Source organism: Burkholderia sp. GbtcB21 (genome assembly GCF_019091065.1).
GTDB lineage: Bacteria > Pseudomonadota > Gammaproteobacteria > Burkholderiales > Burkholderiaceae > Burkholderia > Burkholderia pyrrocinia_C.
Map to the genome: position 1 here is coordinate 100722 of NZ_JAGXKA010000004.1, position 24981 is coordinate 125702.

Annotated in this window: 16 protein-coding genes; 13 read left to right on the plus strand and 3 right to left on the minus strand. The window is 61.8% G+C overall.

The genetic code is table 11. The features are described from left to right. Positions 1–353: 353 nt before the first annotated feature. The 10 genes from KVT39_RS11360 to KVT39_RS11405 all read left to right on the plus strand — a co-directional run bounded on the left by KVT39_RS11360 (position 354) and on the right by KVT39_RS11405 (position 17289). Positions 354–1193, plus strand: coding sequence for a filamentous hemagglutinin N-terminal domain-containing protein (locus KVT39_RS11360; protein ID WP_217589076.1), 840 nt, complete (start codon positions 354–356; stop codon positions 1191–1193). A 142-nt stretch (positions 1194–1335) separates the two neighbouring features. Beyond that, positions 1336–9675: a filamentous hemagglutinin N-terminal domain-containing protein gene (locus KVT39_RS11365; protein WP_254640451.1), complete on the plus strand. Its 8340-nt coding sequence runs from the start codon at positions 1336–1338 to the stop codon at positions 9673–9675. A 5-nt stretch (positions 9676–9680) separates the two neighbouring features. After that, positions 9681–9911, plus strand: coding sequence for a hypothetical protein (locus tag KVT39_RS11370; protein WP_217589077.1), 231 nt, complete (start codon positions 9681–9683; stop codon positions 9909–9911). A 71-nt stretch (positions 9912–9982) separates the two neighbouring features. Then, positions 9983–10501, plus strand: a complete 519-nt coding sequence (locus KVT39_RS11375; RefSeq protein ID WP_217589078.1) for a hypothetical protein — start codon at positions 9983–9985, stop codon at positions 10499–10501. A 51-nt stretch (positions 10502–10552) separates the two neighbouring features. Continuing rightward, entirely contained in the window at positions 10553–12589 is a 2037-nt protein-coding gene (locus KVT39_RS11380; RefSeq protein ID WP_217589079.1) for a filamentous hemagglutinin N-terminal domain-containing protein, read from the plus strand. 140 nt (positions 12590–12729) lie between these two features. After that, a complete protein-coding gene (locus KVT39_RS11385; protein WP_254640452.1) occupies positions 12730–14529 on the plus strand; it encodes a ShlB/FhaC/HecB family hemolysin secretion/activation protein in 1800 nt (599 codons plus the stop codon). Between the two features lie 84 nt (positions 14530–14613). Then, complete coding sequence (locus KVT39_RS11390) at positions 14614–15456, plus strand: peptidyl-prolyl cis-trans isomerase (RefSeq protein WP_217589080.1); 843 nt, start codon at positions 14614–14616, stop codon at positions 15454–15456. A gap of 53 nt (positions 15457–15509) precedes the next feature. Then, a complete protein-coding gene (locus KVT39_RS11395) occupies positions 15510–16640 on the plus strand; it encodes a hypothetical protein (protein WP_217589082.1) in 1131 nt (376 codons plus the stop codon). 27 nt (positions 16641–16667) lie between these two features. Continuing rightward, positions 16668–16925, plus strand: coding sequence for a hypothetical protein (locus KVT39_RS11400; protein WP_217589084.1), 258 nt, complete (start codon positions 16668–16670; stop codon positions 16923–16925). Between the two features lie 61 nt (positions 16926–16986). Continuing rightward, positions 16987–17289 (plus strand): hypothetical protein, encoded by a 303-nt coding sequence (locus KVT39_RS11405; protein WP_217589085.1) that lies wholly within the window; start codon positions 16987–16989, stop codon positions 17287–17289. 115 nt (positions 17290–17404) lie between these two features. Here the strand turns inward: KVT39_RS11405 and KVT39_RS11410 are convergent, their stop codons facing one another. Beyond that, positions 17405–18070 (minus strand): TetR/AcrR family transcriptional regulator, encoded by a 666-nt coding sequence (locus tag KVT39_RS11410; RefSeq protein ID WP_217589086.1) that lies wholly within the window; start codon positions 18068–18070, stop codon positions 17405–17407. A 97-nt stretch (positions 18071–18167) separates the two neighbouring features. On the opposite strand from KVT39_RS11410, the gene KVT39_RS11415 reads away from it, so the two are divergent. Further along, on the plus strand, positions 18168–18992 hold the full coding sequence (locus KVT39_RS11415; protein WP_217589087.1) for an NmrA family transcriptional regulator: 825 nt from the start codon (positions 18168–18170) through the stop codon (positions 18990–18992). 2 nt (positions 18993–18994) lie between these two features. Then, a complete protein-coding gene (locus KVT39_RS11420; protein ID WP_217589088.1) occupies positions 18995–19480 on the plus strand; it encodes an anthrone oxygenase family protein in 486 nt (161 codons plus the stop codon). A 284-nt stretch (positions 19481–19764) separates the two neighbouring features. Here the strand turns inward: KVT39_RS11420 and KVT39_RS11425 are convergent, their stop codons facing one another. Both KVT39_RS11425 and KVT39_RS11430 read right to left on the minus strand, forming a co-directional pair. Further along, positions 19765–20097: a hypothetical protein gene (locus KVT39_RS11425; protein ID WP_254640453.1), complete on the minus strand. Its 333-nt coding sequence runs from the start codon at positions 20095–20097 to the stop codon at positions 19765–19767. A 280-nt stretch (positions 20098–20377) separates the two neighbouring features. Next, positions 20378–20968 (minus strand): dimethylsulfoniopropionate lyase, encoded by a 591-nt coding sequence (locus KVT39_RS11430; protein ID WP_217589296.1) that lies wholly within the window; start codon positions 20966–20968, stop codon positions 20378–20380. Between the two features lie 557 nt (positions 20969–21525). Between KVT39_RS11430 and KVT39_RS11435 the strand changes: the two genes are divergently transcribed. After that, positions 21526–24981 (plus strand): adenylate/guanylate cyclase domain-containing protein, encoded by a 3456-nt coding sequence (locus KVT39_RS11435; protein ID WP_217589089.1) that lies wholly within the window; start codon positions 21526–21528, stop codon positions 24979–24981.

Consider the following 24981-nt stretch of genomic DNA (forward strand, 5'->3'; position numbering starts at 1 on the left):
GCGGGGCATCGATCGAAGCCCGCATTGCCATCAAGGTGCCTTCAAGCCGGGCAACACCATGACAAATTGCGCTCGATGTCTTGTCCGCGATTTGCGCGAACAAGCAACCGAGTCCAATTCATGCGGTTTTGCCTGATCGAGAAGTCAATCGCCTATCTGCATAAAACTCGCGATGAAATGATTCGCAAAAAAAGCCACGAGGCGGTCGCTGCACTAAATATAGCAATCAGAAAAATATTTGAAAACGTTGCGTAATATATGCGTGCGCTGTCATTTCAGGGCATGACAATTATTGACTGTCTTGCGGATTTTCATGTGCAATCATCTGCCGAAAATACCAAGCGAGACCAACCATGCGCCGCGTCATGCGCGATATCGAGAAACGGCACGTTCAACGGGGAACGGCCAAGCAGACGATTGTCTTCGACCATGCTTCGTTGAAAAGCAAAGAGCACGGGCTTTGGGTCAAGGCGACCGCGTGGGTGATGACGGTCGTGATGTATTTCAGTCCGGCTGTCTTGCTCGCCGACCAAACCGCGCACGCGGCGCCGATCGTCGATCCGCGTGCGCCGATTCCGTTCCAGCCGTCCGTCACGCAGACCAGCACGGGCGTGCCTGCGATCAACATTCCGGGTGCCAACTCAAACGGAATCAGCGTTGGGCAGTACCAGTCTTTCGACGTCGAGTCGCGCGGCCTCGTGCTCAATAACAGCACGGTGGCAGGCACGCCGCTGCTCGGCGGTACGCTTGGCGCCAACCCGAACCTGAACGGTCGGCCAGCGACGACCATCATCAATCAGGTCACGTCCAACAACATCGCGACGCTGAACGGGCCGCTCGAGGTTTTCGGATCGCCGGCGGCCGTCATCGTGGCGGCGCCGGGCGGTATTGCCGTAAACGGCATGGCGCTGACGAACGTACCGGGACTAACGCTGACGACGGGCACGCCGCAGTTTCTCACTGGCGTCGGAGGCACTGCGACCGATTTCGCCCACGCTGGTGCGGTCTCTTACGATGTCCGGTCGGGAAACATTTCGATCAATGGTCCGGCGGGGGGGAATGGCCCCGGTGACCTGTGTCGGACCATTTCCGGCAATTGCATCAACCTCAATCCGTTAGAAACGCGCGCGGAACAGGCCACGGTCGGGCCGTTCGAGACTCATTCCCCGCTGGACAGCGCTGAAATAAATTAGAAAAGTATGCTTGACAATTCTTGGCCGCCAGAAAAAATTGCACGTGATACGATTCGTCCGGTAAAAATTAGCAGATAGCGAAATGTCGTGTCGGATATTTTCCGACGTGACCTAACAAAAAAGCCTTCGCAGGGGCGGAGATATGCGTATCAAGAAAGCGCAGCGTGCCGGGGTCGTGCGCGTCGCGCAGCACAAGTTGGCGCGCGAGTCGGCGTGCACGAACTATCAGTTTGCAGGACCGGCATGTGGCGAGCTTTCGCGTCCGCTATGGATGCGTGGCGTCGCAGCTGTGATGGCCGTCGTGATGTATTTCGCGCCGGCGGTGCTCCTCGCTGATCAAACCGCACATGCCGCGCCGATCGTCGATCCGCGCGCGCCGATTCCCTTTCAGCCGACGGTCACACAGACCAGCACGGGCATACCGGCGATCAATATCCCAACCCCTAATTCCAATGGAATCAGCGTTGGACAGTACCAGTCGTTTAACGTAGGAGCGGAAGGTCTCGTGCTGAACAACAGCACGGTGGCAGGAACGTCGCTGCTTGGCGGCACGCTGGGAGCGAACCCGAATCTGAACGGCCGGCCGGCCACGACGATCATCAATCAGGTCACATCGACGGGGCCGGCAGCCTCATTGTATGGCCCGCTCGAGGTCTTCGGCTCTCCAGCGGCCGTGGTCGTGGCTTCTCCCAATGGCGTTAGCGTCAATGGTTTGAGCGTGACGAACATCACGAATCTGACGCTCACAACCGGCACGCCGCAGTTTCTCACTGGCGTCGGAGGAGCGGCAACCGATTTCACGCACGCAGGCGCAGTCGCGTACAACGTTACGTCGGGCAACATTTCGATCAACGGGCCGGCAGGCAATAACGGTACACCCGGCGCGGGGGTGGAGGGAACTGTAGGCAACCTGGACCTGGTCGGTCAAAGTGTCACCATCAACGCCCCGTTGAGAGCCGATCAGCGCGTCAACGTAGTAACTGGCAACCAGCTCGTGACGCCAACATCGTCGGACGCGACTGGTATTACATACGGCACGGTCGCGAACGGCGCGACCAACACCGCCGCCGCGATCGGCAAGAGTGTGGCCGTCGATGCGAACCAGTATGGCTCGGTAACGAGCGGCACAGTCTATATCGTGTCGACCGCGGCCGGGATGGGCGTGAACACCCAAGGCCCGTTGTCGGCAACGGCGGGCAACGTGGTGGTCAATTCGAACGGCGACGTGTCGGTCGGTCAAACGTTTGCCAATCAGAATGTCAATCTGACTAGCGCGGGCAACACAACCATCAGCGGTACGGGGCTCGCTAACCAGAACTACACGGTCAACGCGAACGGCGATATTAACGCACCGGGCTCCGTGTCGGCCGGCCAGAACGTCACGATGATGGCGGGTGGCAATCTGAATGCTGCGTCGGTCGCCGCGAATGGCACGGCCAGCCTCACGGCTGCTCAGTCGATGACAATCGGTTCGCTGTCGGCGCATGATATCGCGCTGCAGACGACGAATGGCGATCTCACTGTCGGGGGCTTGAGCGCACCTGGCACGGTGTTGGCGAAAGCCGGACGGGATCTGACCGTCAACGGCGCGGTGCAGGGAGGTAGCACGGTCGCGCTCGCGGGCGCACGCAACGCGACTGTCAACGGGCAGGTGTCGGGCGTCGGCGATACGACGATCGCCGCGCAAACCGGCTCGACCACGGTGAACGGCAATGCGCAATCGAACGGTGCATTGTCCGTCACGGCTGGCCAGAACGCTGTGGTCGGTGGCACGGTACAGGCACAGGGGCCGGTAACGATCGCTGCGCAAGGCGGCTCGATCACGGGGCAAGGTAACGTCGCGTCATCGCAAGGCGCGGTGAATCTGAATGCCGGTCAGGCGATTGCGCTGAATGGCGCGGTGCAGAGCGGCAGTGCGATCAATGCGACGGCCGGCACCAACGCCAGCTTTGGCGGCACGGTTTCCGCTCCGGGCGCAGTGACGATTCAGGCGGGGCAGGACACGACACTCGGCGGGAACGTCACGAGCGGCAAAGCCCTGAATGTCACGTCGGGCGGCAACACCAGCTTGCAGGGAACGGCCGAGTCGGTTGACGACATGACGCTCGCGGCCAACGGCGGCTCGCTGACGACAACTGGCAACGTGGTGTCGCTCGGCAAATTGAACGCGAGCGGATCGCAGGGCGTGAGCCTGGGCGGTCTCGTCTATAGCGGCGGCAATGCATCGATCGGATCGAACGCGGGAAGCGTGTCGATCGCGGGTGCTGTGTCGACGCCGGGCGCGGTCAATATCAACGCCGGGCAGGACGCGACGGTCGCCGGGACGATCCAGAGCGGCCAGGCCACGACGATTGCAGCCGCGCGCGATGCGAATCTGAATGGGGGGCTCGCAGTCAGCAACACGGGCAACGCGAGCGTGACGGCGGGCCGCGACATTAACGGCACGGGTGCGATCAGCGTCGCGAACGACACGACGCTCAATGCAGGCAACAACGTCGCGGTTTCTGGCGCGATCCAGACCGGAAACAACTTGAACGCGACCGCCGGCCAGAACCTGTCGGTGGGCGCAACAACGGCAGTTGGCAACAGCACGCTGACGGCGACCAGCGGCAGTGCGACGCTCGCAGGCGATGCGCTGTCAGGCGGGGCGACGACGATCACTGCCGGCACCGACGTGAATACACAAGGCAGCCTGAAGAGCATCGGTGATCTGAACGCCAATGCGAAGACAGGGAATCTGACGGCAGTCGGTCCGGTGTCGACGGCGGGCAATTCGACCGTGAACGCCGGCCAGAATCTGACGCTCAACGGCCAGACGACCGTGTCGAAAAATGCGAGCCTCACGGCAAGCAACATCACAACGCAGGGCGTGGCCGTCGGCGGCAATCTGACCGCCACTGCGACGGATAACCTCGACACGTCGGCAGGCCAGCTCAACCAGCCCTTCAACGCCACCGCCCCCGCTTTGTCGATCGGCGGCAACGCGACCCTGTCTGGCGCAAGCGTGACGACGGCGAACGCGGTGGTCGGCGGCACGACGCAGATCACCGGCACGCAAAGCCTGACGACGGGTGGCACGGCGGCCTTCAAGGGCGACGCAACGCTCGCCGGCGGCACGATCAATAACATCGGTACGCAGATGGCGGCCGGTAATCTGAACGTGTCGGGCTTTGCGGTCACGAACACGGGCAGCCTCTCGTCGCTGCAGACTGCGAACGTCACTGCGACGAACCTCAAGAACTCGGGGACGATCTACGGACCGACGGCGAATTTCAATGTCTCGGGTGCGACGACGAACTCGGGCGGTTTGCTCGCGACCAACGCGCTGAACCTGACGACGAGCAACCTGAGTAACGCGAACGGTCTCATATACTCGGGCGACGTCAACCACCCGACCGCCGCAGTCGGCAACACGACAGTGACGGTGACGGGCGGCAATGGCTCGTTTGGCAATACGAACGGCAGGATCCTCGCGCAAAACGTTGCGACGCTGAACCTGCCGAACCAGACGCTCGACCCATCGGTAGCCAGTTATGGGACGGTCAATGGCGGTAACGGTCTGAACCTGTCGGCGCAATCGGTGAGCAATTCTGGGACGTGGACGCTGCCGGGAACGGCCGTTACGGTTTCGTCGGCCAACGGCATCAACAACGCCGGCACGATCAACCAGGGTACGGGTTCACTGACGCTGAACGGCGCGGTGGGCAACACGGGTGCAATAAACGGCAACGACCTGACGATCAACGGGGCGCTGGCGAATGCGGCGAGCGGCACGGTCACGGCCAATGATGCGTTCACGTTGAATGGTTCGGGTACGAACGCCGGCACGGTGCAGGCCGCCAATACGCTGACGATTACCGGATCGAGCTATGACAACTCGGGCGGCACCACGAAGGCGGGCAACAGCAACAGCCCGGCCGGCAGGGGCAACGCGACGATCAACCTGAGTGGTGATCTCGGAAATGCAGGCGGTACGCTGACGGCGACGAACGATCTGTCGATCACGGCGGCCACTGTCAACAATGCGACCGCTTCATCCGGCTCGTCGACATCGACGACGACCAAGACGGTGGATAATCCCGGGCTGTTGTGGTCGACCCCGATCGGCACCATCAATTACCAGTTCTATTTCCCCGGCGCGGGCGATCACGTCCTTTCTGAAAACATTCCGCTGACCCAGCAGGCGACGCTGGGCGACTTGTTGTCGCCTGTTGGCGTCGCGATCACTCAGGCTCCCGTCGCATCGACCGGAACGTTCACGCTGGTTCAACTGCCCGGCGACGCGTCGCAGGCACAACCGCAGCTCGGTAGCCTCGGTGCGGCGTACTGGTACGTGCAGGACGGCACGCTGGCGAATAATGGCATCAGCAAGACCTTCACGTTGCCGACGGTGACGGAAACGACAACGACGGTCGGTGTGGTGTCCGGCCCGCCGTCCGTAATCGCGGCAGGTCATAATCTTTCGATGACGGCCCAGACCTTGAACAATCAAGGCGGGACCGTCAGTGCGGCGAACGACGTTTCGTTGAACGTTCAGACGCTGAACAACGAGGCGCGCTCGTACACGTCGACCGTGACGGACACGGTCGATGCGGCGGCGTTGAATTCGCTGTTGTCGGGTTTGCGGGCATTGAGCGGTTCGACCTCGGGGGGATTCCTCGGGCAGGGTGGCACGCCGATCGCTGTCTACCAGAGCGTCGGCACGTCTCCGGGAGCGTCCGGCGGCGGTATCGTCGGCACGGGGATCCATGCTTGTGATCTGAACAGCCACTGTTCATACACCATCGGTCTGCCGACGACCTTCACGATCAATTCGCCGGGTACGGTGGCGATCCCGGCGGTATCGAACAGCGTCACGGTACAAGGGGTAGCGGGCCAGATCCTCGCCGGCCGCAACCTCAATGTGTCTGGCGGTAATTTGACCAACGCAGGCACGCTGACGGCGGGCAACGATGTCACGATTCAGGCAGCGAGCTTTACGAATCAAGGTTCGAATGTCGGGTCGAAGACGGTGACGGCGGGTTGCGCATCGGGTATCTCGAATTCGGGCTGTGCGTCGCTGCATACGACGAATCCGAACTCGGAGACGTACAGCTATCAGCAGGCCAATAGCAACGTTACCGCCGGCCATGACATCGTTATCGCGGCGAATCAGGTCTCCAATACCTATGGCAATCTGGTCGCGGCGCACGATGTCGTGATCGGCGGCGCAGGCACGACTGCGGGCAATCCGACGCAGGCATCGAGCGTCACGAACACGTCGGGCGCGATCGAGGCGGGCAACAACGTCAACCTCAACGCTGCGACAGTAACGAACACGGTCGCCGCGCCCGTCACGGTTCATCAGAACTACGGCACCGCATCGCCGTACACGGGATGCGGGCAGAACTGTGAAGCGTATATCGAAGTGCAGTCGGCCAGGCCGGCGACGATCACGGCGAACAACAATCTGTCGATCACCGCGGGTGTGTTCAGCAACACGGGCAGTCTTGTCACGGCGCTGAACAACGCGACGATCAACGCCAGCTCGAGCGCGTCGAGCGATAACCAGTACCTGCACGCGTACTGGACGGGCAATCCGGCTGGCATTCGCACGTGGGGTTGCCAAGGCTCGGCGGCGACCTGTCAGAACCTGTATGGCGGGGCGTTCAGTCTCGGCGATGCGCAAGCCGCGCCAGGCTTGCCGTCGAACGTCGGTATGTCGGATTTCGTGCCGGCCACGATTCAAGCGGGCAACTCGCTGTCGGTGAATTCGCCGACGCTCACCAACACCGGCAACGTGATCGGTCAAACCATCGCGCTGACGGGCTCGCAGCTTGTCAACGGCATCACGAATCCGAACGTCTTCACGCCGCCGCCGGTCGTGTCAGGTCAGGTGATTTCGCTTGGGCCGGTGTCGACGCCGTCTGGCGTGGCAACGACCGTCAACGTGGCGGGTCGGGTCGTCGACGCGAATGGTCAGCTGACGTCGGTGACGGGTTCGGCCGGTTTGCCGCCGAATACGCCGATTGGTGTGCGGACCGTCGGCATGCCGGTCGCACCGATTGTCACGCAGGCGAACACGCCATTGAGCGCAACCGTCAAGACGATTTCGGGGCAAACCGCGACGGTCACTTATCTGACGAACAACCCGGCCGCGCAGGTCGTGGATACGGTTTCGTCGGCGTCGTTGATCGCCAACCTTCCGTCGAATCTGCAGCCGGGCAATGTGCCGTTCTACTACGACCCGTACACGGAGAATCAGCAGATTGAGCAAGCGGCGCTGCAGGCGACCGGCAGGAGCAGTTTCTATAGCACGACGAGCGCCACGGACAGCACGAGTCAGGCGTCGATCGCCAATCAGGACAAGGCGGCACTTTACGGTGCGGCACTGGAGTATGCGAAGGACCACAACATCGCGCTCGGCACGCAGTTGTCCGACGCGCAGTTGGCGATGATCGATCATCCAATGCTCTGGTACGTCGAGCAGTCGGTGCCGGAGCCGGGTTGCAGCACCACCGGCGGCGCTACGTGCCCGACGGTGCAAGCATTGATGCCGGAAGTACTGTTGCCGAAGAACTTCGCGGTGGTGAACGCCGACGGTGAGATCACGGGCACCAACGTCACGCTCAACTACGCGAACAGCATCCTGAACACGGGGACCGTCACGGCGCAGAACCTGACGGTCAACACGAACTCGCTGACCAACGAACAACGTTCGACGAACGTCGGCACGATCTATCAGGTCGGGCAGGAAGGGATGTTGCTGGAAACCACGGGCACCCTGGCGCAGCAAGGCGGCTTCATGTCGGCCGCCAACTATCAGCTCAACGCGCAGTCGATCGCGCAGATCGGTGGGGCGTTGCAGCAGGTCAATGCCGATGGCAGCGTGAATCAGGCCGCGACGCAGCAAATGCTGTCGGACCTGAAGACGAAGCTGGGCGGGAATTTTACGCAGCGGACCGTCACTGACAACCTGCATACGGAAATGCTCGGCGGCGACGCGTGGTACGACCAGCTCTTCATGACGGGCGTGATCGTCGGCTTGTCGATCATGTCCGGGATGGCGGCATCGGCAGCCATCGGCGTAGCGGCAGGGGCGACGGCAGGCTCAGGCTCGGCATTCGCTGCGGCTGGAACGGGTGCGGGTGCCTTGGGCGCTGGTACGGCGAATGCCGCACTGGCTGCGGGCGTTGCCGGCATGATGAATAGCACGATGAGCCAGTTGAATAGTGGCGGTTCGTTTAGCGTGGGAACCATGCTCACGACGGCTGGTACGGCCGCGCTTACTGCGGGTTTGACGAATGGCATCACGTTTGGCGATAGTACACCCGGTTGGTCGTGGGCGGCGTCAAGGAATAGCCTTGCCGCGTTGGCAGGTGTGCAGTCGCTTGGCAATACGCTGGTGCCGCAGGCTGGCGCTGCAACCGGCTCGTTGCCGACTACGATTGGTGCGATTGCGGCCGAGTCTGTGCTTCAGGCGACGGTTCAGACGACTCTCCAAGGAGGCAGTTTCCTGACGAACTTGCGCGATAGTGCGGCGACGAATGCGGCGGCTTCGATTGCCTACACAATCGGCAACCTGAACCAAGACGGCAAGTTGACGGGGGCCGCGTACGTGGCTGCCCATGCAGCACTCGGTTGTGCTGCGGGCGCAGCAACCGGTCAAGGATGTGGCGGTGGAGCGATCGGGGCGGCCGCGAGTGCCGTATTGTCGCAGCAGATCGTGGGAATGCTTGATCCGAGCGGAGCACCATTGGACCAAGGTCAGATGGCAGCACTGGCGGCGATTTCGGCGTGGACGGGTGGCGGTCTCGCAGGCCTTGCGGGGCAAAATGCAATGGCGGGAGCGGCGGCTGCGCAGAATGAAGCCCTGAACAATGCCGGGCAGCATGCTGGGCAAAAAAATGACATGCTTTCGAAGGTCTGCGCCGCGACAAACCCCGCATGTAGCGACCAGACGATTCAAACATTGAATAATGCGCAGTTGCGAAACAGCCAAGCCGCCGTCAGCAACATGAATACAGCAGCCCCGTATGCAGCGGGTGCGCTTGGCGTGACATTACTCGGACCAGAGGCGATTGCTGCTGCTGTGGTGGCCGGTGCCTTTGATTACGAGGGCGATTATGTTAGTTACAAAATGGGACTATCGACAGATCAACCAAATTTTACAAAATCATATATCGCCGGGGTGATCGGTGGGTTTGCATATCCATTCGCTATTGCCGATTCGGCAATTGAGGGCATGAACACCTTCGGAAAAATTGCTGCCAACGGCTACAATGCAACTGTTGCAGGTACAGCCGCTTTTGGGACGGCAGGGGTGACTCATCAAGATAGTCCAAACCTATCCGCAGGAGTTGCGGGAGGCGCGACTGCACTAGGGTCTTGGGCAAAGGCGGTATTGCCCGCGCCACTCGGCAATATGGTCAACCAGGCTATTCAAGGTCTCTCGGGACCGTTCCAAAGTGCGGTCCAAAATGCATCTGCCCCTGGAAAGTGAAAGCTATGAATGATGCTCGAATAAATAAAATCACGATCCGCTATATTAAGGCTTACATTTCGCTGGCTGCCGTGATTTCATTCTTTGTCGCGATTTCGCTGGCCAAAGGGGCTGGCTGGAGGCCGCTTTTGATTCCGCTGCCATTGTTTATTTTGCTATTTATTGGAATCACTTATCAATTTTTAAAAGAGCGGCGAGCGATCAATCGAGGGGGGGATGTCAATTCAGTAGATTGAATTCGCATTCACGCAATAGTGATTTTGTTTGTCGGGAATTTCGATTTTGATGTGGCATGAGGTCGTAGGCTATGAGAGCAGTTTTCGTAGGGGCTTTTTCACTGATTTTGTGCGCTTGTGCCTCACAAAATTCGGATGTTCTAACTTCGCCTAAACAATGGCAGAAATATGGACTTTCAGTCGATATGACTGCGCAAAATCGAAGGGATCTGTTCGTTGGGCGATGGTACGACCGCCAAAACGCGCGTGATGGCAGTAAAACGATGACATTGATGGACATTAGACGCGACGGGACATATTCGGAGTTGTGGAAGGTTTATGAAAAGGGCGGTGAGACAAGGGTGGCCGAAGAAAAAGGAAGGTGGGGTGTTTCTGGCAACATCTTCTTCACCATTACCACCGGAAGAGCCGAAGGCAACAAGGCAATGTCTGAAGTGGATCAGAGTGATGCATACTATTACGATGCGTATTTCATCGATTATGCGAATGAAAGGGAAAATTCCATACGCCACGTTTTGACGGGTGATGAGTTTATTTCCCGTCGCGTGGCCGGCGATTTTTCCTTCCCTGAAATTTCGCTGGAGAAGTAGCGTGTTTGTGGCGACGAGTTTAGTAGTCGAATAATTTGGGCCGGGGTGGAGATGCGAGTTAAATTGTTGCGACGATGCTTGATGGTGGCATTTGCGGGCATGTCCGGTTCGGCGATAGCAGCAGGAGTTATCGCCGACGGCGGAACTGCGACGACCGTCTCAACCGGCATGAGCGGGCGCCAAACCATCAATATCGCGCCGGCCACCGGTGGCGTGTCGAACAACACCTACTCGTCGTTTAACGTCTCGAAAGCCGGCGCCGATTTGAACAACGTCGGCATCAATGCGCGCACGATTGTCAACCAGGTCACGAGCACGAACCCGTCGCTGATCCAGGGCAATATCAACGTCCTCGGTCCGCGCGCGAACGTGATCCTGGCGAATCCGAACGGCGTCACGGTCGATGGCGGCAGCTTCACGAACACTGGGCACGTCGTGCTGTCGACCGGGCAGGTGAGCTTCAACGACCTCACGCTCGCCCCCGGCGTCGTGCAGCGCAATGTCGTGCTCACGACGAACCGCGGTGCAATCACGATTGGTCCCGGCGGCCTGTCCGGCACGCTGGTCAACCTCGACCTGATTGCCAAGCAGCTGAGCATCAACGGCCCGGTCACCAACGACTTCACCAGCTCGACGAGCGGCATCCGCGCGATCGCTGGCGACAGCACGACGACTTACGACACCAGCTTCTCTCCGTCCGACAACGGCCACGACTGGCTGATCGGCACCTCATCGCCGGGTACAAAAAGCAACGCTGTCGCGGTCGATATCACGGCGGCTGGCGGGCTGACGGCCGGCCGCGTCCAGTTGATCGTCACCGACCAGGGGGCGGGGGTGCATAGCCTCGGCAAAATCTACGCGAACGCCGGCGACGTCGTCGTCACGGCAAACGGTGATATCGCGATCGCGGACGGCTCCGTAAAGGCAGAGCGCGACGTCGCGCTCACGACGCCCGGCGCCGTGTCGCTGCAGGGGGCACTGGTGACCGCGGCGAACAATGTGAACGTTCAGGCCGGCAGTATCGCGCTGTCCGACGACACCACCGGCCCAACGACGCTGAGCGCGGGTAACACGGTCAACCTGACAAGTAGCGGCGCGATCACCAACACCGGCAGCCTGATTCAGGCGGGCGCCACTGCGAGCGACGGCACCACGACCGGCGGCGACGTGATCCTCAACGCCGCAGGCGACATCACGAACCGCTCGAGCGCGAACAATCTCGGGATCATGTTTGCCGCCAACGGGCAGACGAAGCTGACGGCCGGCGGCAACATCATCAACGACAACGCCCGCATCCTGTCGAACAACGCAGTGAACCTCACCGCGGCCGGCGACGTGCGGAACATCATCGACCATACGGGCGGCACCAACGGCGGCCAGCCCACTGCGTATTCAGACCGCGGCGGCAGCTTCCTGTTCTTCACGCATACGACGAGCAGTTTCAACGTCGACTACGGCACGGTCGGCAACCCGGACCAGCTCGCCTATATCGCCGCCGTGCATGGCCCAGTGACGATCTCGAGCCGCAACTTCACGAATTCGGGCGGGATCGTTCAATCGAACGACGGCGACATCAATATCACCGCCCAGAACGCCTTCACCAACGCCGCAGTCTTCACGGGGCAGGCAAGCTATACGCGCAGTTGCTGGATCTTCTGCCACGCCGATGCGTCGAGCAACGTCATGCCGTACGGTGGCACGATCCAGGCGGGCGGCAACATCGGCATCAAGGCCGGCACGGTCGCGCGCAACGTCGGCGGCAACGTCTTCGCGACCGGCGATATCAAGGTCGACGCACCCATCACGTACGCACAGGGCGTGACCGGTTACTCGGCAATCAACCAGCACCGTGGCTTCAAAGCGTTCTTCGGCAGCACGTGGGCGCAGATCATCGCGATGGACGTCGGCGGCGGTTTCAGCGCGAACGGGAGCGTGACGCTGACCGGCGACGGCGTGATCGATGGCGGCTCGTTCAGCGGCGGGAAGGGCGTCACGGCGGCCGGCGGCATCACGACTGTACGCGCTCCCTCGCGCACGCCTGTCCAGATCGACCAGCACCTGGGCCTGACGACGTGGTGGTGGCGCTAACGCATGAACTATCGAACAAAAAATCGACTCGGGCTGGCCGTCATCGCCTTCGTCGCTCTCGTGATCGTCTTGGCCGCTGCGAAGAGTGACGCAATCGGAACGGCCACATCGACGCTCGAGCACCTGCACGCACAATAACGATGAAACCACGCGCATTCCCCCGACTGAAGCTGCCGCTGCTGGTCGCGAGCCTCGCTGCATTCCATGTGCCGGCGCACGCGCAGACTCCGCCCCCGGCCGGCCGCCCCGTGCAGGATCCGGCGCAGCTGATCATCGAGCAACAGCGCGAGCAGGCGCGCCAGCGGCAACTCGAACAGCCGCCGGCCTCGATTACTGTCGCACCGACGTCGGAGACGACGCTAGACATTCCGCCGGACACACCAGTCAACGCGATCGCCGAGCCTGGTCCGATCTTCGCCGTGAAGCAGATCACGCTGCAGGCGCCCGACGGCAGTTCGTTCGAGCCGCCGAGCGGCGTGTCCGGTAAAAGGCTCGACGCAGTCGTCGCACCGTTCGTCGGTCAGGACCTCGGTTCGCATCGCATCAACGTGTTGCTGAAGCGGATCACCGATGTATTCGTCGAACGCGGCTTCGTCACGACCCGCGCGCTGCTCGGTCCGCAAAATCTCGCCACCGGCACGCTGAAGATCACGATTCAGGTCGGTTCAATTGAAGCATTCACGATCAACGGCAAGCCGATCCACCGGCTCAAGCCCGGCGAGTCGTCGGCGGGCGGCGGCTGGTTCACGGACGCCGGCTACGAAAACGCCTTCCCGACGGCGTCTGGCGATCCGTTGCGCCTGTCCGATATCGATCAGGGCGTCGCACAGATCAACCGCCTGCGCCGCAACCAGGCGACGGTTCAGATCCTGCCCGGCCAGAATCCAGGCGAATCGATCGTCGACATCGGCAACAAACCAGGTGATCGCCTCTACTACACGCTCGGCGTCGATAACTACGGCAGCTCGGCCACGGGCGTCACGCGTTACCGGGCCGGCGTCGAAGCCGACAACCTGCTTGGCCTGCAGGAATCGCTGAGCGTGAACTTCCTCGACAGCCTCGACAGTAATGCGATCGTCGGCTCGTTCGCGGTGCCGTTCGGCCGCCACACGTTCAGCTACACGATTTCCGATTCGGAATACCAGCAAGTGATCGGCACGACCGCGCTTGAGTACGGCCGCACGCTGTCGCATATCTTTGGCTGGAACTACCTGGTCAGCCGCAGCGTGAGCGACATCACCAGCGTCGACGCCACGGTGTCCTGGCGCCGCACCGATCGCGAAGTCAACGGCATCGATCTGGATCCGCAGCGCGTCGCCGTGTTCCGTCTCGGCGGAAGCTGGCTGCATAAGTTCGTGATGAACGACGCGCAAGGCAACTTCACGCTTAATGGCGGGTTGTCGCAGGGCCTACCGTGGTTCGGCGCGAACCATGATCCGCACGGCATCACGCGCGACGAAGCGCACAGCCAGTTCACGAAGGTGGATGCCACTGCTGCATTCACGCTGCCGTTGCCGAAGATCGGACGCGCGCTGCTCGCATATCGGGGCGCATTGAGCGGGCAGTACACGAACATGGCGCTGTTCGGTTCAGAGCAACTGTACCTTGGGGGCATGGATACCGTCCGAGGTTTCCGTTCGGGCGAGATCGCCGGAGATCGTGGTTTCTATTCGCGCAACGAGCTTGCCTGGGTGAACGCGCCGGCGTGGAAGGACGGCCGCATCGAGCCGTACGTGTTCTTCGATGCGGGCAAGGCGAGCCTCGTCGCCACTTCGGGTTTCCCGACGCTGGCCGGCGTGGGCGCGGGTGTGCGCGCGCAATGGCAGTGGCACAAGCAATTCCTGTCCGGCGAGGTGTTGGTCGGACGGGCGTTGACGCAACCGGCCTCGCTCGGTTCGAAGGCGACGCTCGTGCTGGCCACGATGAACTGGAATTATTGATTGACGCGTACCGATCGCTCACGGAGCGGTCGCATATGGGCGAAGACATGTCTTCGCGCCTTTCCATTCGAAGACGGAACGAAGATGAAAACGAAACTGATGCCTGCGCTGATCGCAATGTCGCTTGCCGGTGCACTGACCGGTACCGCATCCGCGCAAACGACGGCTGCATCGCAGCAGCCGACCACTGTTGCGACGGTGAACGGGACGGCGATCACGCAGGCGGAACTCGACGCCGTGTTGCGGGTCTCGAGGCAGCCGGACACGCCGCAGGTGCGTCAGGCGATCAAGAATCAATTGATTGCGCGCGTGTTGATCCAGCAGGCAGCCGAGAAGGCGAACTACGGCAGCAAGCCGGAAGTCCAGGCGGCGATGCAGGTGGCGAAGGCGAACGCCGAGACTCAGCTCTATCTGAAAGACAACGTGAAACCCGACCCGGTGACGGACGCGCAGGTGAAGTCGCGCTACGACGAGATCGTCGCGTCGCTCGGGAAGGACGAATACAAGCCGCGGCTGATCGTCGTTCAGGATGCGGCGACGGCCGCGACCGTGCTGAGCGAGTTGAAGGCGGGAAAATCGTTTGAAGGTCTTGCCCGCCAGTACAGCATCGCGCCGAGCCGCGGGACCGGCGGCGAGTTGCCGTGGACGAGCTTCAAGGCGCCGGCGACGGAGGGCAAGACGTCCGGTTTGCCGGTCGCGATCGCGCAGACGCTCGAAAAGCTGCCCGTGGGCGCAGTCACGCCCTCATCGATCCCGATCGATGGTGCACGAGCCATCGTGAAGCTCGATGCAAAGCGGCCGACGCAGGTGCCGTCGTTCCCGCAAGCACAGGCAACGATCCGCCAGCAACTGGAGGCGCTTGCACTGGAAAAGGCGAGTGCGCAGTTCGTTGGTGGACTGTTGAAGAACGCGACGATCCAGCAGTAGGCGAAACCGTTGCTATAGCGCAAGAGTCGGTCGGTGATGCGGCGCTGCCGCGATTGCCGGCGGCCTGCTTCCGAACCACACTGCAAGCCGTCCGCGCGTCGAAGCGGGAAAACGGCAGACCGAGTACGCCGAGCCAGCCCGGGGAATTCAATGAGAAGAGGCGAATCATCGAACTCGTCCAGATCCTCAGCCGGTACTTCTGGCTGATTGCCATCGTGTTCAGCACGGTACAGTACGTGCGTTGTTCACGCCGCCGCGTGTCGACGCTTCGGAGCGATGCGCTTCGCGATCAGGCGCGCGCCTACGGCCGCGCTCTTTTCGGTTTGCAGATCTTGCCGTGGATCGTGATGGGCGGCGGCATATTGTCCGGGCGGGCTCATGATGTCTGGGATTTTCTGAGACCGTCGAACGGCAACGCGCCGGTGATGGTGTTTTTTGGCGTCATGGTGGCCACGGCATGGGGGCTCGCGTGTTGGATTTTCACCGGCGGCGCAAAGAAAGTCGTCGAGTTGCAGTTGATGGATCAGTTCGGCTATCGATACGAGAATGTCACGGAGCGTATGGTCAAGATCATGGCGATCGCCATGAGCATTGGGGTGGTGGCATTTTCGATAGGCTGCATTGCGATAAGCGGCACGGGTCAACGCAATCCCCTGATGGCTTTGACTTCCGATGTATCGTTGGCAGTATCCAGCGACGGCTATCGGATCGTATTCGACTACGCCAACAGTGGGTTTTCGAACTGGGCGTTCCCCGCATACGGCTTGTGCTTCGTGGCCGTTGGTGCCGTGTTTGTCTGCTTTCGCAACGATCTGCCGGTACAGGGGCCTGCCTTCATGCGCAAGGTCTTCCCGTTCGTCTGGCTGGGTTTTGCGATACTCTGGACAGCCATTGCCTTCGGAAGCACGTATGCCACGGCACATCGTCTTCAGAGCGCGATCGCCGCCGGCGAGGTTCGCGTGGTGGAGGGCGAGGTAAGCGCCTTTGAACCCATGCCTTATGGCGGGCACGCGATGGAGCGATTCTGTGTCAAACAGGCATGCTTCTCGTACTCCGACTATGTGATTACGGGAGGCTTCAACAACACCGCATCGCATGGCGGACCGATCCGCGCCGGCTTGCCGGTCAGGGTCGGTTATGTTGACGACGTCATCGTGAAGCTCGAAGTTGCAACTGGAAAGTAAGAGATAACGCGTTCGAATTTCGACCCTATGAAAATTACAACGGGTCTTTTCATGCAGTATGCCGTCGGCATGCGGTTCCTGACCGGTAACGGTCTGCCGAGAGACAGAGCCATCGGCGCAGCGTGGATCGCGCGTTCGCGCGCGAGCTTCGATGCCATATCAGGTCTGGGGCGGTATGGCGCTGCTGCGGCGCTCGTCGAGGCGAGAATGGCTCAACGGCTGGATGACGGGGAAAAACAGCGTACCGCTGATATTGCCGAGAATTTGATCTCGACATTACCGTGAACATCGCCGGATACAGAGAACTGGATGATGCGTCGGGGATAATGGTTGGACGATCAGGACAATGAAAAATACCTTCAAGAACGCCTGGAACGGGGAAGAACGTTTGTGGAAAGTCTGGTGGCTGATTGGCGCACCGCTTAATCTGCTGTTTATCCCCTTGCTGGCGCTGATTCTGGGATCGAATTTTCCGGCACCGCTGCGTCTCGCGGCATTCGTCATTTACATCGTGCCGTTTTGTGCATGGATTCGTTCCGCATGGATGTGCGCGCCGAATGTCGAGAATCGCATCTGGACGATCCTCGCACGCGCCGTCATCGTCTATCGCATCGGTTCGCTCGGATATGTCCTATTCAATTTGAATTGATCGCATGACATCCCCGTGCTGCCGCATTCCGCATCTGGAGGCGGCGCATGAACATGATTTCGCTTGAAAGCGCGATCCATCGCACGATGGACAACTGCGTGCAGCGTGCCTGCCGTTACGCGTCCAGCACCGCCAGATCCCGCGGCAACATGCGCTTGAACATCGCGAGGATCTGCCGCGACGCCTTCGGCGGCAGCGTGATCGCGTGGCGCACGGCCGCTGCGATCTGGATCATCATCAGCTCGGCGAACGCGCGCCGCTGCGCGCGTGTCGTGTCGGGCGCCACGTCTCCCAACGCATCCGCGAACAGCGCGGCCAGGAACTCGCCGTCCGCCCGGTCGAGTTCCTGCAGCGCGCGGTCGGCCTGCGTCGCGCGCCAGATGTCGCGCATCAGCGGCTCGTCGACGAACATCCGGTAGTAGCTGTCCGTGATGCGCGCGAGCGTGCCGTGCAGGTCGTCGAGCGTCTTCATCGCGGCGAGATCGCGCCGCACGCAGTCGTGCCCGACGGCGTTGTAGCGCTCCGCGAGCGTGCCGATCACGGCAGACTTGTCCGGAAAGTACTGGTACAGCGAACCGAACGAGATGCCCGTGCGTTCGACGATGTCGCTCATCCGGAACGCGTCGCAGCCTTTCTCGATCATCACGTCCGACGCGCACGCGAGGATGCGCTCGAACCGCTCGCGGCTGCGCTGCTGCGTCGGCACGAGCCGCGCGCGCGCCGGCGCGTCCGCTGCCGCCGCTTCGGGCTCGTCGTTCTGCCCCGATTTTTGTCGGCCCATGCCGCCTCCGGAAAAACTTGACGTTGCAAATGCGAGAGTCTATCGTGTTTTTAAAACGCGAGACATTCTCGCATTCAAGAGAGAAAAGGAGACGCACATGTCGGCACTTCCCATCCTCATCGTCGGCGGCTCGGGCAAGACGGGCGTCCGCGTCGATGCACGGCTGCGCGCACGCGGCATCGCTACCCGGCCCGTGTCGCGCACGTCGGCCGTCCGCTTCGACTGGACCGAGCCCGCGACCTGGCCCGCCGTGCTCGACGGCGTGTCGGCCGCGTACGTGACCTACCAGCCGGACCTGGCCGTCGAAGGCGCGGTGGAAGCGATCGCTGCATTCGCACGGCTCGCGCGTGAAAGCGGCGTCGAGCGCGTGGTGCTGCTGTCCGGGCGCGGCGAGCCCCGCGCGCAGGCCGCCGAGGCCGCGCTGCAGGCGTCGGGCGTGGGCTGGGGTGTGGTGCGCGCGAGCTGGTTCAACCAGAACTTCTCCGAGGGCTACCTGCTCGACGGCGTGCTGGCCGGCGAGGTCGCGCTGCCGGCCGGTGCGGTGCTCGAGCCGTTCGTCGATGCGGACGACATCGCGGACGTGGCCGTGGCCGCGCTTACCGATGCCCGGTTCGCGGATCGCGTGATCGAGGTCACGGGCCCGCGCGCGCTGACGTTCGCCGAAGCCGTCGGCGAAATCGCGCGGGCCGCCGGCCGGCCGATCGTGTATCGCGAGATTCCGCCCGATGCGTTCGTCGCGGGGCTGCGCGCGGTCGGCGTGCCGGAGCCGGTCGTCGAGTTGCTCGACGAATTGTTCGGCACGGTGCTCGACGGGCGTAACAGCGCGGTGGCGCACGGCATCGACGACACGCTCGGGCGGCCGGCGCGCGATTTCGCCGACTATGCGCGTGCGACGGCCGCAACCGGCGTGTGGAGCGCGTGACCATGATCGCTTTCGCGACTTCCGCATTGCTGTGGGGTTCGGCCATCGGCTGCGGGCTGATGGCCGGCGTGTACTTCGCGTTCTCGACGTTCGTGATGACGTCGCTCGGACGGATCGCGCCGCAGGCCGGCGCGGCCGCGATGAATGCGATCAACGTCGACATCGTGCGTTCGCCGTTCATGCCGCTGTTCCTCGGCACGACGCTGATGGCGCTCGCGCTGGCCGTGCTCGCGCTGTTCGATCGCGATCGGCCGGGCGCGATGGCGGCGCTCGCGGGCGGCGTGCTCTACGTGTTCGGCATGTTCGCGGTGACGATGGCCGTCAACGTGCCGCTCAACGATGCGCTCGCCGCGGCCGATCCGGCGACCGCGCACGGCGCGGCGCTGTGGACGCGCTACGTGCACGACTGGACGATGTGGAATCACGTGCGCACGGTGGCGTCGGCGGCCGCGTGCGTGTTTTTTATCGCGGGGATTGCGGCGCGGTAGTGTCGCGCTGGGCACGATGACGTTCCGATTCGCGCCGCGGTTCGAACGACCGCTGCCTGATGTCGCGCAAGCCGTGCCGGAAGCGAAAACACCGGCGGCCTGCATGGCCGATGAAGGACGCCGGGAATCGGGGCCCGCGATACAGCGATTTCGTTTTCTTCATCCCGGCGTCCTGGACTCGCCTATGTGACAAGTGCCATGGAAGCTGCATTGATTTCGGGTTTTCCGGAAATTTATTTTAATAAGACCCCGGGTTGCCGGAAGGAATGCAGCTTGGTCGACTTTTAGCTGATCGAGCCGATAACGACGAAGCTGAAATTCCGGTCGGAATATTTTCCGTATGAGTCGCCGGTTTGTATCGTGGCTCCGCTGCCGGAAAGCGCCGGAAAGATCACGTTGTCCAGCGTGTTTTGCCCGCCGCCGTATCCCCATTGCGAGCCGACGATCGCGGGCGTTTTGATGAATGCGGTATTGAACGAGAGCTGGTACGTGCCGGTGCTTTCGCGTTTCACGGCGAATCCGCCCGAGCCATCCACGACCGTGCCGTTGCCCTGCACGCTGCCCCACAGTGTAACTTGAGCCATGATCGTTTCTCCTTCGCTATTTTTCTGAAACAATATCGGGAATTGAAACGGAATGTCGATCGTGTGTGGTCGGGATTCCCCGGATCGACAGCTGTATTGTATGTGATGGATTTTTAAAGTCAGGATCGACGGTAAATAATTTATTCGGGTTTATATTTTAAATAAATCGAATTTGTAATGAGTGGTGCGAATTGTTGCGAAATATCGGCGCGTGGCGTCGGCAACCGATAAAAGCCCGCATTTATCGGGCGCGGGCCGTGGTATGCCGATCGCGGCGGGCAATCCGCGAGCGGCTGCGAACCCGACGCCCGGCTCAAGGCAAGAGGCACCACATCGCGAGAAACGGCGCGCTGCCCGAGCGCATCGCATGCACGATATTGGGCGTGTTGTGCAGCCCGCCGCCGATGCCCGGATCGAACCAGGCGCCATCCCGCTGGCGAAATTCGCCTGCGGACAGCAGCACGTACGCCTCTTCCGGCAGATGCTGGTGATCGGGGTAGCGAGTAAAGGGCGCGATCAACGAAAACCCCAGTTGAACGTCGTAACGGCTCTCCATCCCGCCCGGCCCGCAGATCATCCCGTTCACATGCTTCTCAACGTAATCTTCGCTCCCGTTCAACCCCGACGTTCGTCGTTGCCAGCCCAGCGAGGGTTCGAGCGTCTTGAGCGCGCGTGCCGCGGCGCGCAGGTCGGACGAATCGTCGAGAAGGGGCGCGAGCGCGGAATCGAGGAGGTCGCAGGCCGGATATCGTTTCGCGGCACGCATGCCGTCGTGAGACGGACGCTCGAGGCGAGCGAAAACTTGTGCCGCTGCGTGGCGGGCCGCATCCGGCAACCTGGGCGACTGAAACAGGGCCCGGGCGATGGCGATGAAATGTTCGAGGTCTTCGTTGCGCGTGTACATGGTGCTCCATGAATGCGGTGACGGCCGTGTCGCATGCGTTGCGACGCGTTGAGTGCGTGGCGATTTCCCGTGAATGCCATTGCACGCTCTCGGGCGTTGCCCTCGGCCCGAATCATAGGCCAGGCGCGTCATGTCCGGCACGGCTGCCGTATCGCGTTCGGAAAGTCGATGCGGAAACGGGCGGCTTTTCAGGATTTTCCCTTGATCCCGCGCTGTGTCGCGCTCGGGCGGAAAGCGCTCGTGCAGCAGCACCTCTCTCGCCGCGAAGCTCCGCCGCTATTGGCGTTGCGCGCCGGTCGGCACGCCGTCCGGGCGCCATCTCAACCCGTTGATCGACAGCGGCGCCGAATGCGGGCGTTCGGCCATGCGCCGATCGTCGAGTGTCGCATGCCGCGCCTTTCGAACTGGCGCTGACGTTTCTCGACCACCGCATCGACTACCGTCGAGCCGTTGGTTTCTTCTCTTGTCGGCATGCATGATCACGCCCGCCGGCCTGAATACGCGCAGATAGTGGCGCATAATGTTTCGATATCGACCCTTGGCAGGAAGAGGGTTTTATGCGCTGCACAACATGCGGATCCGAGAATCCTCCCGGTGCGAGGGTCTGCCAGGAGTGTCAGGCCGTGCTGCCCCGCACTTGTCCGCAATGCGGACATGAGGCCGAGCCGGCAGCCCGCTTCTGCAGCAATTGCGGGGCGTCGCTGGCTACACCCGCCGCCGCGCCGTCATTTTCTCGACCATCGGATCGGGAGCCGCCGCCAACCCCCATTCATTACACGCCCGATCATCTTGCCGAGCGGATCCGTGCCGAACACGCGGCCATGGAAGCGCGCGGCGAGCCCGCCGGCGAGCGCAAGACCGTTACCGCGCTGTTTGCCGACATGGCCGGGTCGACCGCGTTGATCCACGATCTCGATCCCGAAGTGGCGCATCGCTTGATCGTGCCCGTGGTCAAGCTGATGATGGAAGCGGTCCACTACTACGAAGGGTACGTAGCGAAATCGCTCGGCGATGGCATCCTCGCGCTGTTCGGCGCACCGATCGCCCACGAAGATCATGCGCAGCGAGCGCTTTTCGCGGCATTGCGCATGCAGCAGGCGATGCGGCAGCACGGCGACCGCATTCGTCTGCAGGAAGGCATTCCTCTGCAAATTCGCGTTGGCGTTCATACGGGCGAGGTCGTCGTCCGTTCCATCCGCACCGACGACTTGCATACCGAATACGATCCGCTCGGGCATACGATCCACATCGCGTCGCGGATCGAGGGAATCGCCACGCCCACGTCGATTCTCGTCAGCGAGTCCACCCATAAGCTGGCCGAAGGCTATTTCGAGTTCAACGCGCTGGGGGCAACGCAACTCAAGGGAATTCCCGCGCCGCTGTGCGTATACGAAGTGCTTGGCCTGGGAGCGTTGCGCACGCGCCTGCAGCTGTCGGCGCATCGCGGTCTAGCGCGTTTCGTCGGCCGTGAAACGGAAATGGACCATCTGAACCGGGCGCTGGAGGCAATGAGGGGCGGGCATGGGCGCGTGGTCGGCGTGGTGGGGGAAGCGGGCGTCGGAAAGTCTCGCCTTTTTCACGAGTTCAAGGAGCGTTCACGGCGCGGCGCGCTGGTGCTGGAAACGTTTTCGGTCTCGCACGGCAAGGCGTTTCCCAATTTGCCGCTCATCGAACTCCTGAAGAACTATTTCCAGATCACGACGCAGGACGACGAGCGGCGCTGCCGGGAAAAGGTCATCGGCAAGGCGCTCACGCTCGAGCGCAGTTTCGAGGACCTCGTGCCCTACATCCTCTATCTGCTTGGAATCGGCGAGGGCGGGACGATACTGGTCGAGATGGATCCGCAGATCCGGCGCGACCGTACGTTCGACGCGATCAGGAATCTTCTCGCGCGAGAGAGCCGGAATCAGCCGGTCCATTTGCTGTTCGAGGATCTGCAATGGCTGGACCGTGAGACGGAAGCCTTCCTCACCTACCTGGTCGACCACGTGCCGGACGAGCGAATACTCCTGTTGGTGAACTACAGGCCCGAGTATCGGCCCGCGTGGGACCGCGCGGGTCATTGCAGCAAAATCCGTCTCGAACCGCTTGGTCCGTCCGATGCTCAAGGACTGCTTACGGCGCTGCTCGGCGAAGATCGCACACTCGTGCCTCTCAAGCAGCTGATTCTGGAGAAGACGGAGGGCAACCCGTTTTTCATGGAGGAAGTGGTCCAGACGCTTTTCGAAGAGAAATCGCTGCTCGGCGATGCCGGGCATTACCGCATCGTGGAGACTCCGGCGATGCTGCACATTCCCACCACCGTGCAGGGCGTGCTGGCTGCCCGGATCGATCGGCTGCCCATCGAGGAAAAGGAACTGCTACAGGCGCTCGCCGTGATCGGCCACGAGTTTCCGTTCAGCCTGATCCGGCGAATTTGCAGCGAAGCGCCGGCGCGGGACGATGAACTGCGTCGTCTGCTCGCTCATCTGGAAGCCGCGGAGTTCATCTACGAGCGTCCCGCCTTTCCTGAGGTCAATTATTCATTCAAACACGCGCTGACTCAGGAAGTGGCCGGGCGCTCGTTGCTCACGGAGCGGCGTACCACATTGCACGAGCGCACTGCGCAGGCGATCGAGGTGCTGTTCTCGACGCGCATCGCCGATTACTGCAGTGAACTTGCGCACCACTACAGTCAGAGCGGAAACATTCCCAAGGCCGTCGAATATCTGCATCGTGCAGCGCAGCAGGCGCTTCGTCATGCCGCCCACCTCGATGCAATGAATCACCTCGGAGCGGCGCTTGCGCTGCTCGAGCGTTTGCCGGATACACCGATGCATGCGCAATGGGAACTGACGCTGCTGCTTTCCCTCGGGCCGGTCTTGATGGACGTCCGTGGGTATGGCGCGACGGAGGTGGGCGTGACATACAGGCGCGCGCTCGAGTTATGCGAGTGGACCGGCGACGCATCGCAACGCTTTGCGACGCAGTTGGGCTTGCGGATACACCATGTGGTGCGCGGCGAGTATGCAGTCGCGACCGATCTGAGCAACCAGATGCTCGGTATTGCCAGGGATGCGAATGATCCGGACTTGCTCGTGGAGGCATATGGTGCGCTGGGCGTGTGCTTTTTTCTGCAGGGCGATCTCGGCGCTGCTCGCGCAAACCTGGAACAGGCCTGTGCGATCTACGATCCGAAGCAGCATCAGGCACACGTCTTCGCGCACGGGGTGGATCCTGGTATTCGGGCGCTCAATTACCTCGTATTGACTTTGTGGTTTCAGGGCTATCCGGAACAAGCGCTCAAACGCAGCGCTGAAGCACTCACGCTCGCGCAGGGCCTTGCTTATGGGCCGTCTCTGGCGTTCAGCCTTACCTACGCAGCCCACTTGCATCAACTGCGGAGGGAGCCGGTGCTTGCCGGCGAGCGTGCCGATGCGGTCATTGCGGTATCGACCGAGCATGGATTGCCTTACTGGCTCGCGTGGGGGACGCTTCTGCGCGGCTGGGTGACGAGCGAGCAAGGAAATATCCACGACGGAATCGCGCAGATGCGGCTGGGCCTCGACGCGCAGCGGGCAGCCGGCGGCGCAGACCTGCGGCCATATTCTCTCGCGTTGCTCGCCGACAGTTACTGGCGTGCGGGTGACAAGAGGGCAGCACGAGACACGCTGGAAGAGGCAATGGCGATCGTCGAGAAATCCGGCGAGCATTGCTACGAAGCCGAGCTCTGCCGGCTCACGGGAATCTATCTGGCTGGAGAGGCGATCAAGGACGGCACGGCACCTGCACGCGATAACGAAGCCCTGGACTGTTTTCACCGAGCGATCGCGCGAGCGCGCCGGCAGGGTGCCAGGGCGCTGGAATTGCGCGCGGCGTCGGACCTTGCGAGGCTGTTGCAACGGCAGGGGAAGACCGTGGAGGCAAAGCGGGCGCTGTCCGAGGCGTACAGCTGCTTCACGGAAGGATTCGACACGAGCGACCTGCGAGAGGCGAAAGCGCTGCTGGATGCTTTGGACGCGCGCGCAGGATGA

Excerpts from the sequence above, each read along its gene's own strand:
- KVT39_RS11360 (WP_217589076.1), top strand. The coding sequence starts at position 354 with ATGCGCCGCGTCATGCGCGATATCGAGAAACGGCACGTTCAACGGGGA.
- KVT39_RS11365 (WP_254640451.1), top strand. The coding sequence starts at position 1,336 with ATGCGTATCAAGAAAGCGCAGCGTGCCGGGGTCGTGCGCGTCGCGCAG.
- KVT39_RS11370 (WP_217589077.1), top strand. The coding sequence starts at position 9,681 with ATGAATGATGCTCGAATAAATAAAATCACGATCCGCTATATTAAGGCT.
- KVT39_RS11375 (WP_217589078.1), top strand. The coding sequence starts at position 9,983 with ATGAGAGCAGTTTTCGTAGGGGCTTTTTCACTGATTTTGTGCGCTTGT.
- KVT39_RS11380 (WP_217589079.1), top strand. The coding sequence starts at position 10,553 with ATGCGAGTTAAATTGTTGCGACGATGCTTGATGGTGGCATTTGCGGGC.
- KVT39_RS11385 (WP_254640452.1), top strand. The coding sequence starts at position 12,730 with ATGAAACCACGCGCATTCCCCCGACTGAAGCTGCCGCTGCTGGTCGCG.
- KVT39_RS11390 (WP_217589080.1), top strand. The coding sequence starts at position 14,614 with ATGAAAACGAAACTGATGCCTGCGCTGATCGCAATGTCGCTTGCCGGT.
- KVT39_RS11400 (WP_217589084.1), top strand. The coding sequence starts at position 16,668 with ATGAAAATTACAACGGGTCTTTTCATGCAGTATGCCGTCGGCATGCGG.
- KVT39_RS11405 (WP_217589085.1), top strand. The coding sequence starts at position 16,987 with ATGAAAAATACCTTCAAGAACGCCTGGAACGGGGAAGAACGTTTGTGG.
- KVT39_RS11410 (WP_217589086.1), bottom strand. The coding sequence starts at position 18,070 with ATGGGCCGACAAAAATCGGGGCAGAACGACGAGCCCGAAGCGGCGGCA.
- KVT39_RS11415 (WP_217589087.1), top strand. The coding sequence starts at position 18,168 with ATGTCGGCACTTCCCATCCTCATCGTCGGCGGCTCGGGCAAGACGGGC.
- KVT39_RS11420 (WP_217589088.1), top strand. The coding sequence starts at position 18,995 with ATGATCGCTTTCGCGACTTCCGCATTGCTGTGGGGTTCGGCCATCGGC.
- KVT39_RS11430 (WP_217589296.1), bottom strand. The coding sequence starts at position 20,968 with ATGTACACGCGCAACGAAGACCTCGAACATTTCATCGCCATCGCCCGG.
- KVT39_RS11435 (WP_217589089.1), top strand. The coding sequence starts at position 21,526 with ATGCGCTGCACAACATGCGGATCCGAGAATCCTCCCGGTGCGAGGGTC.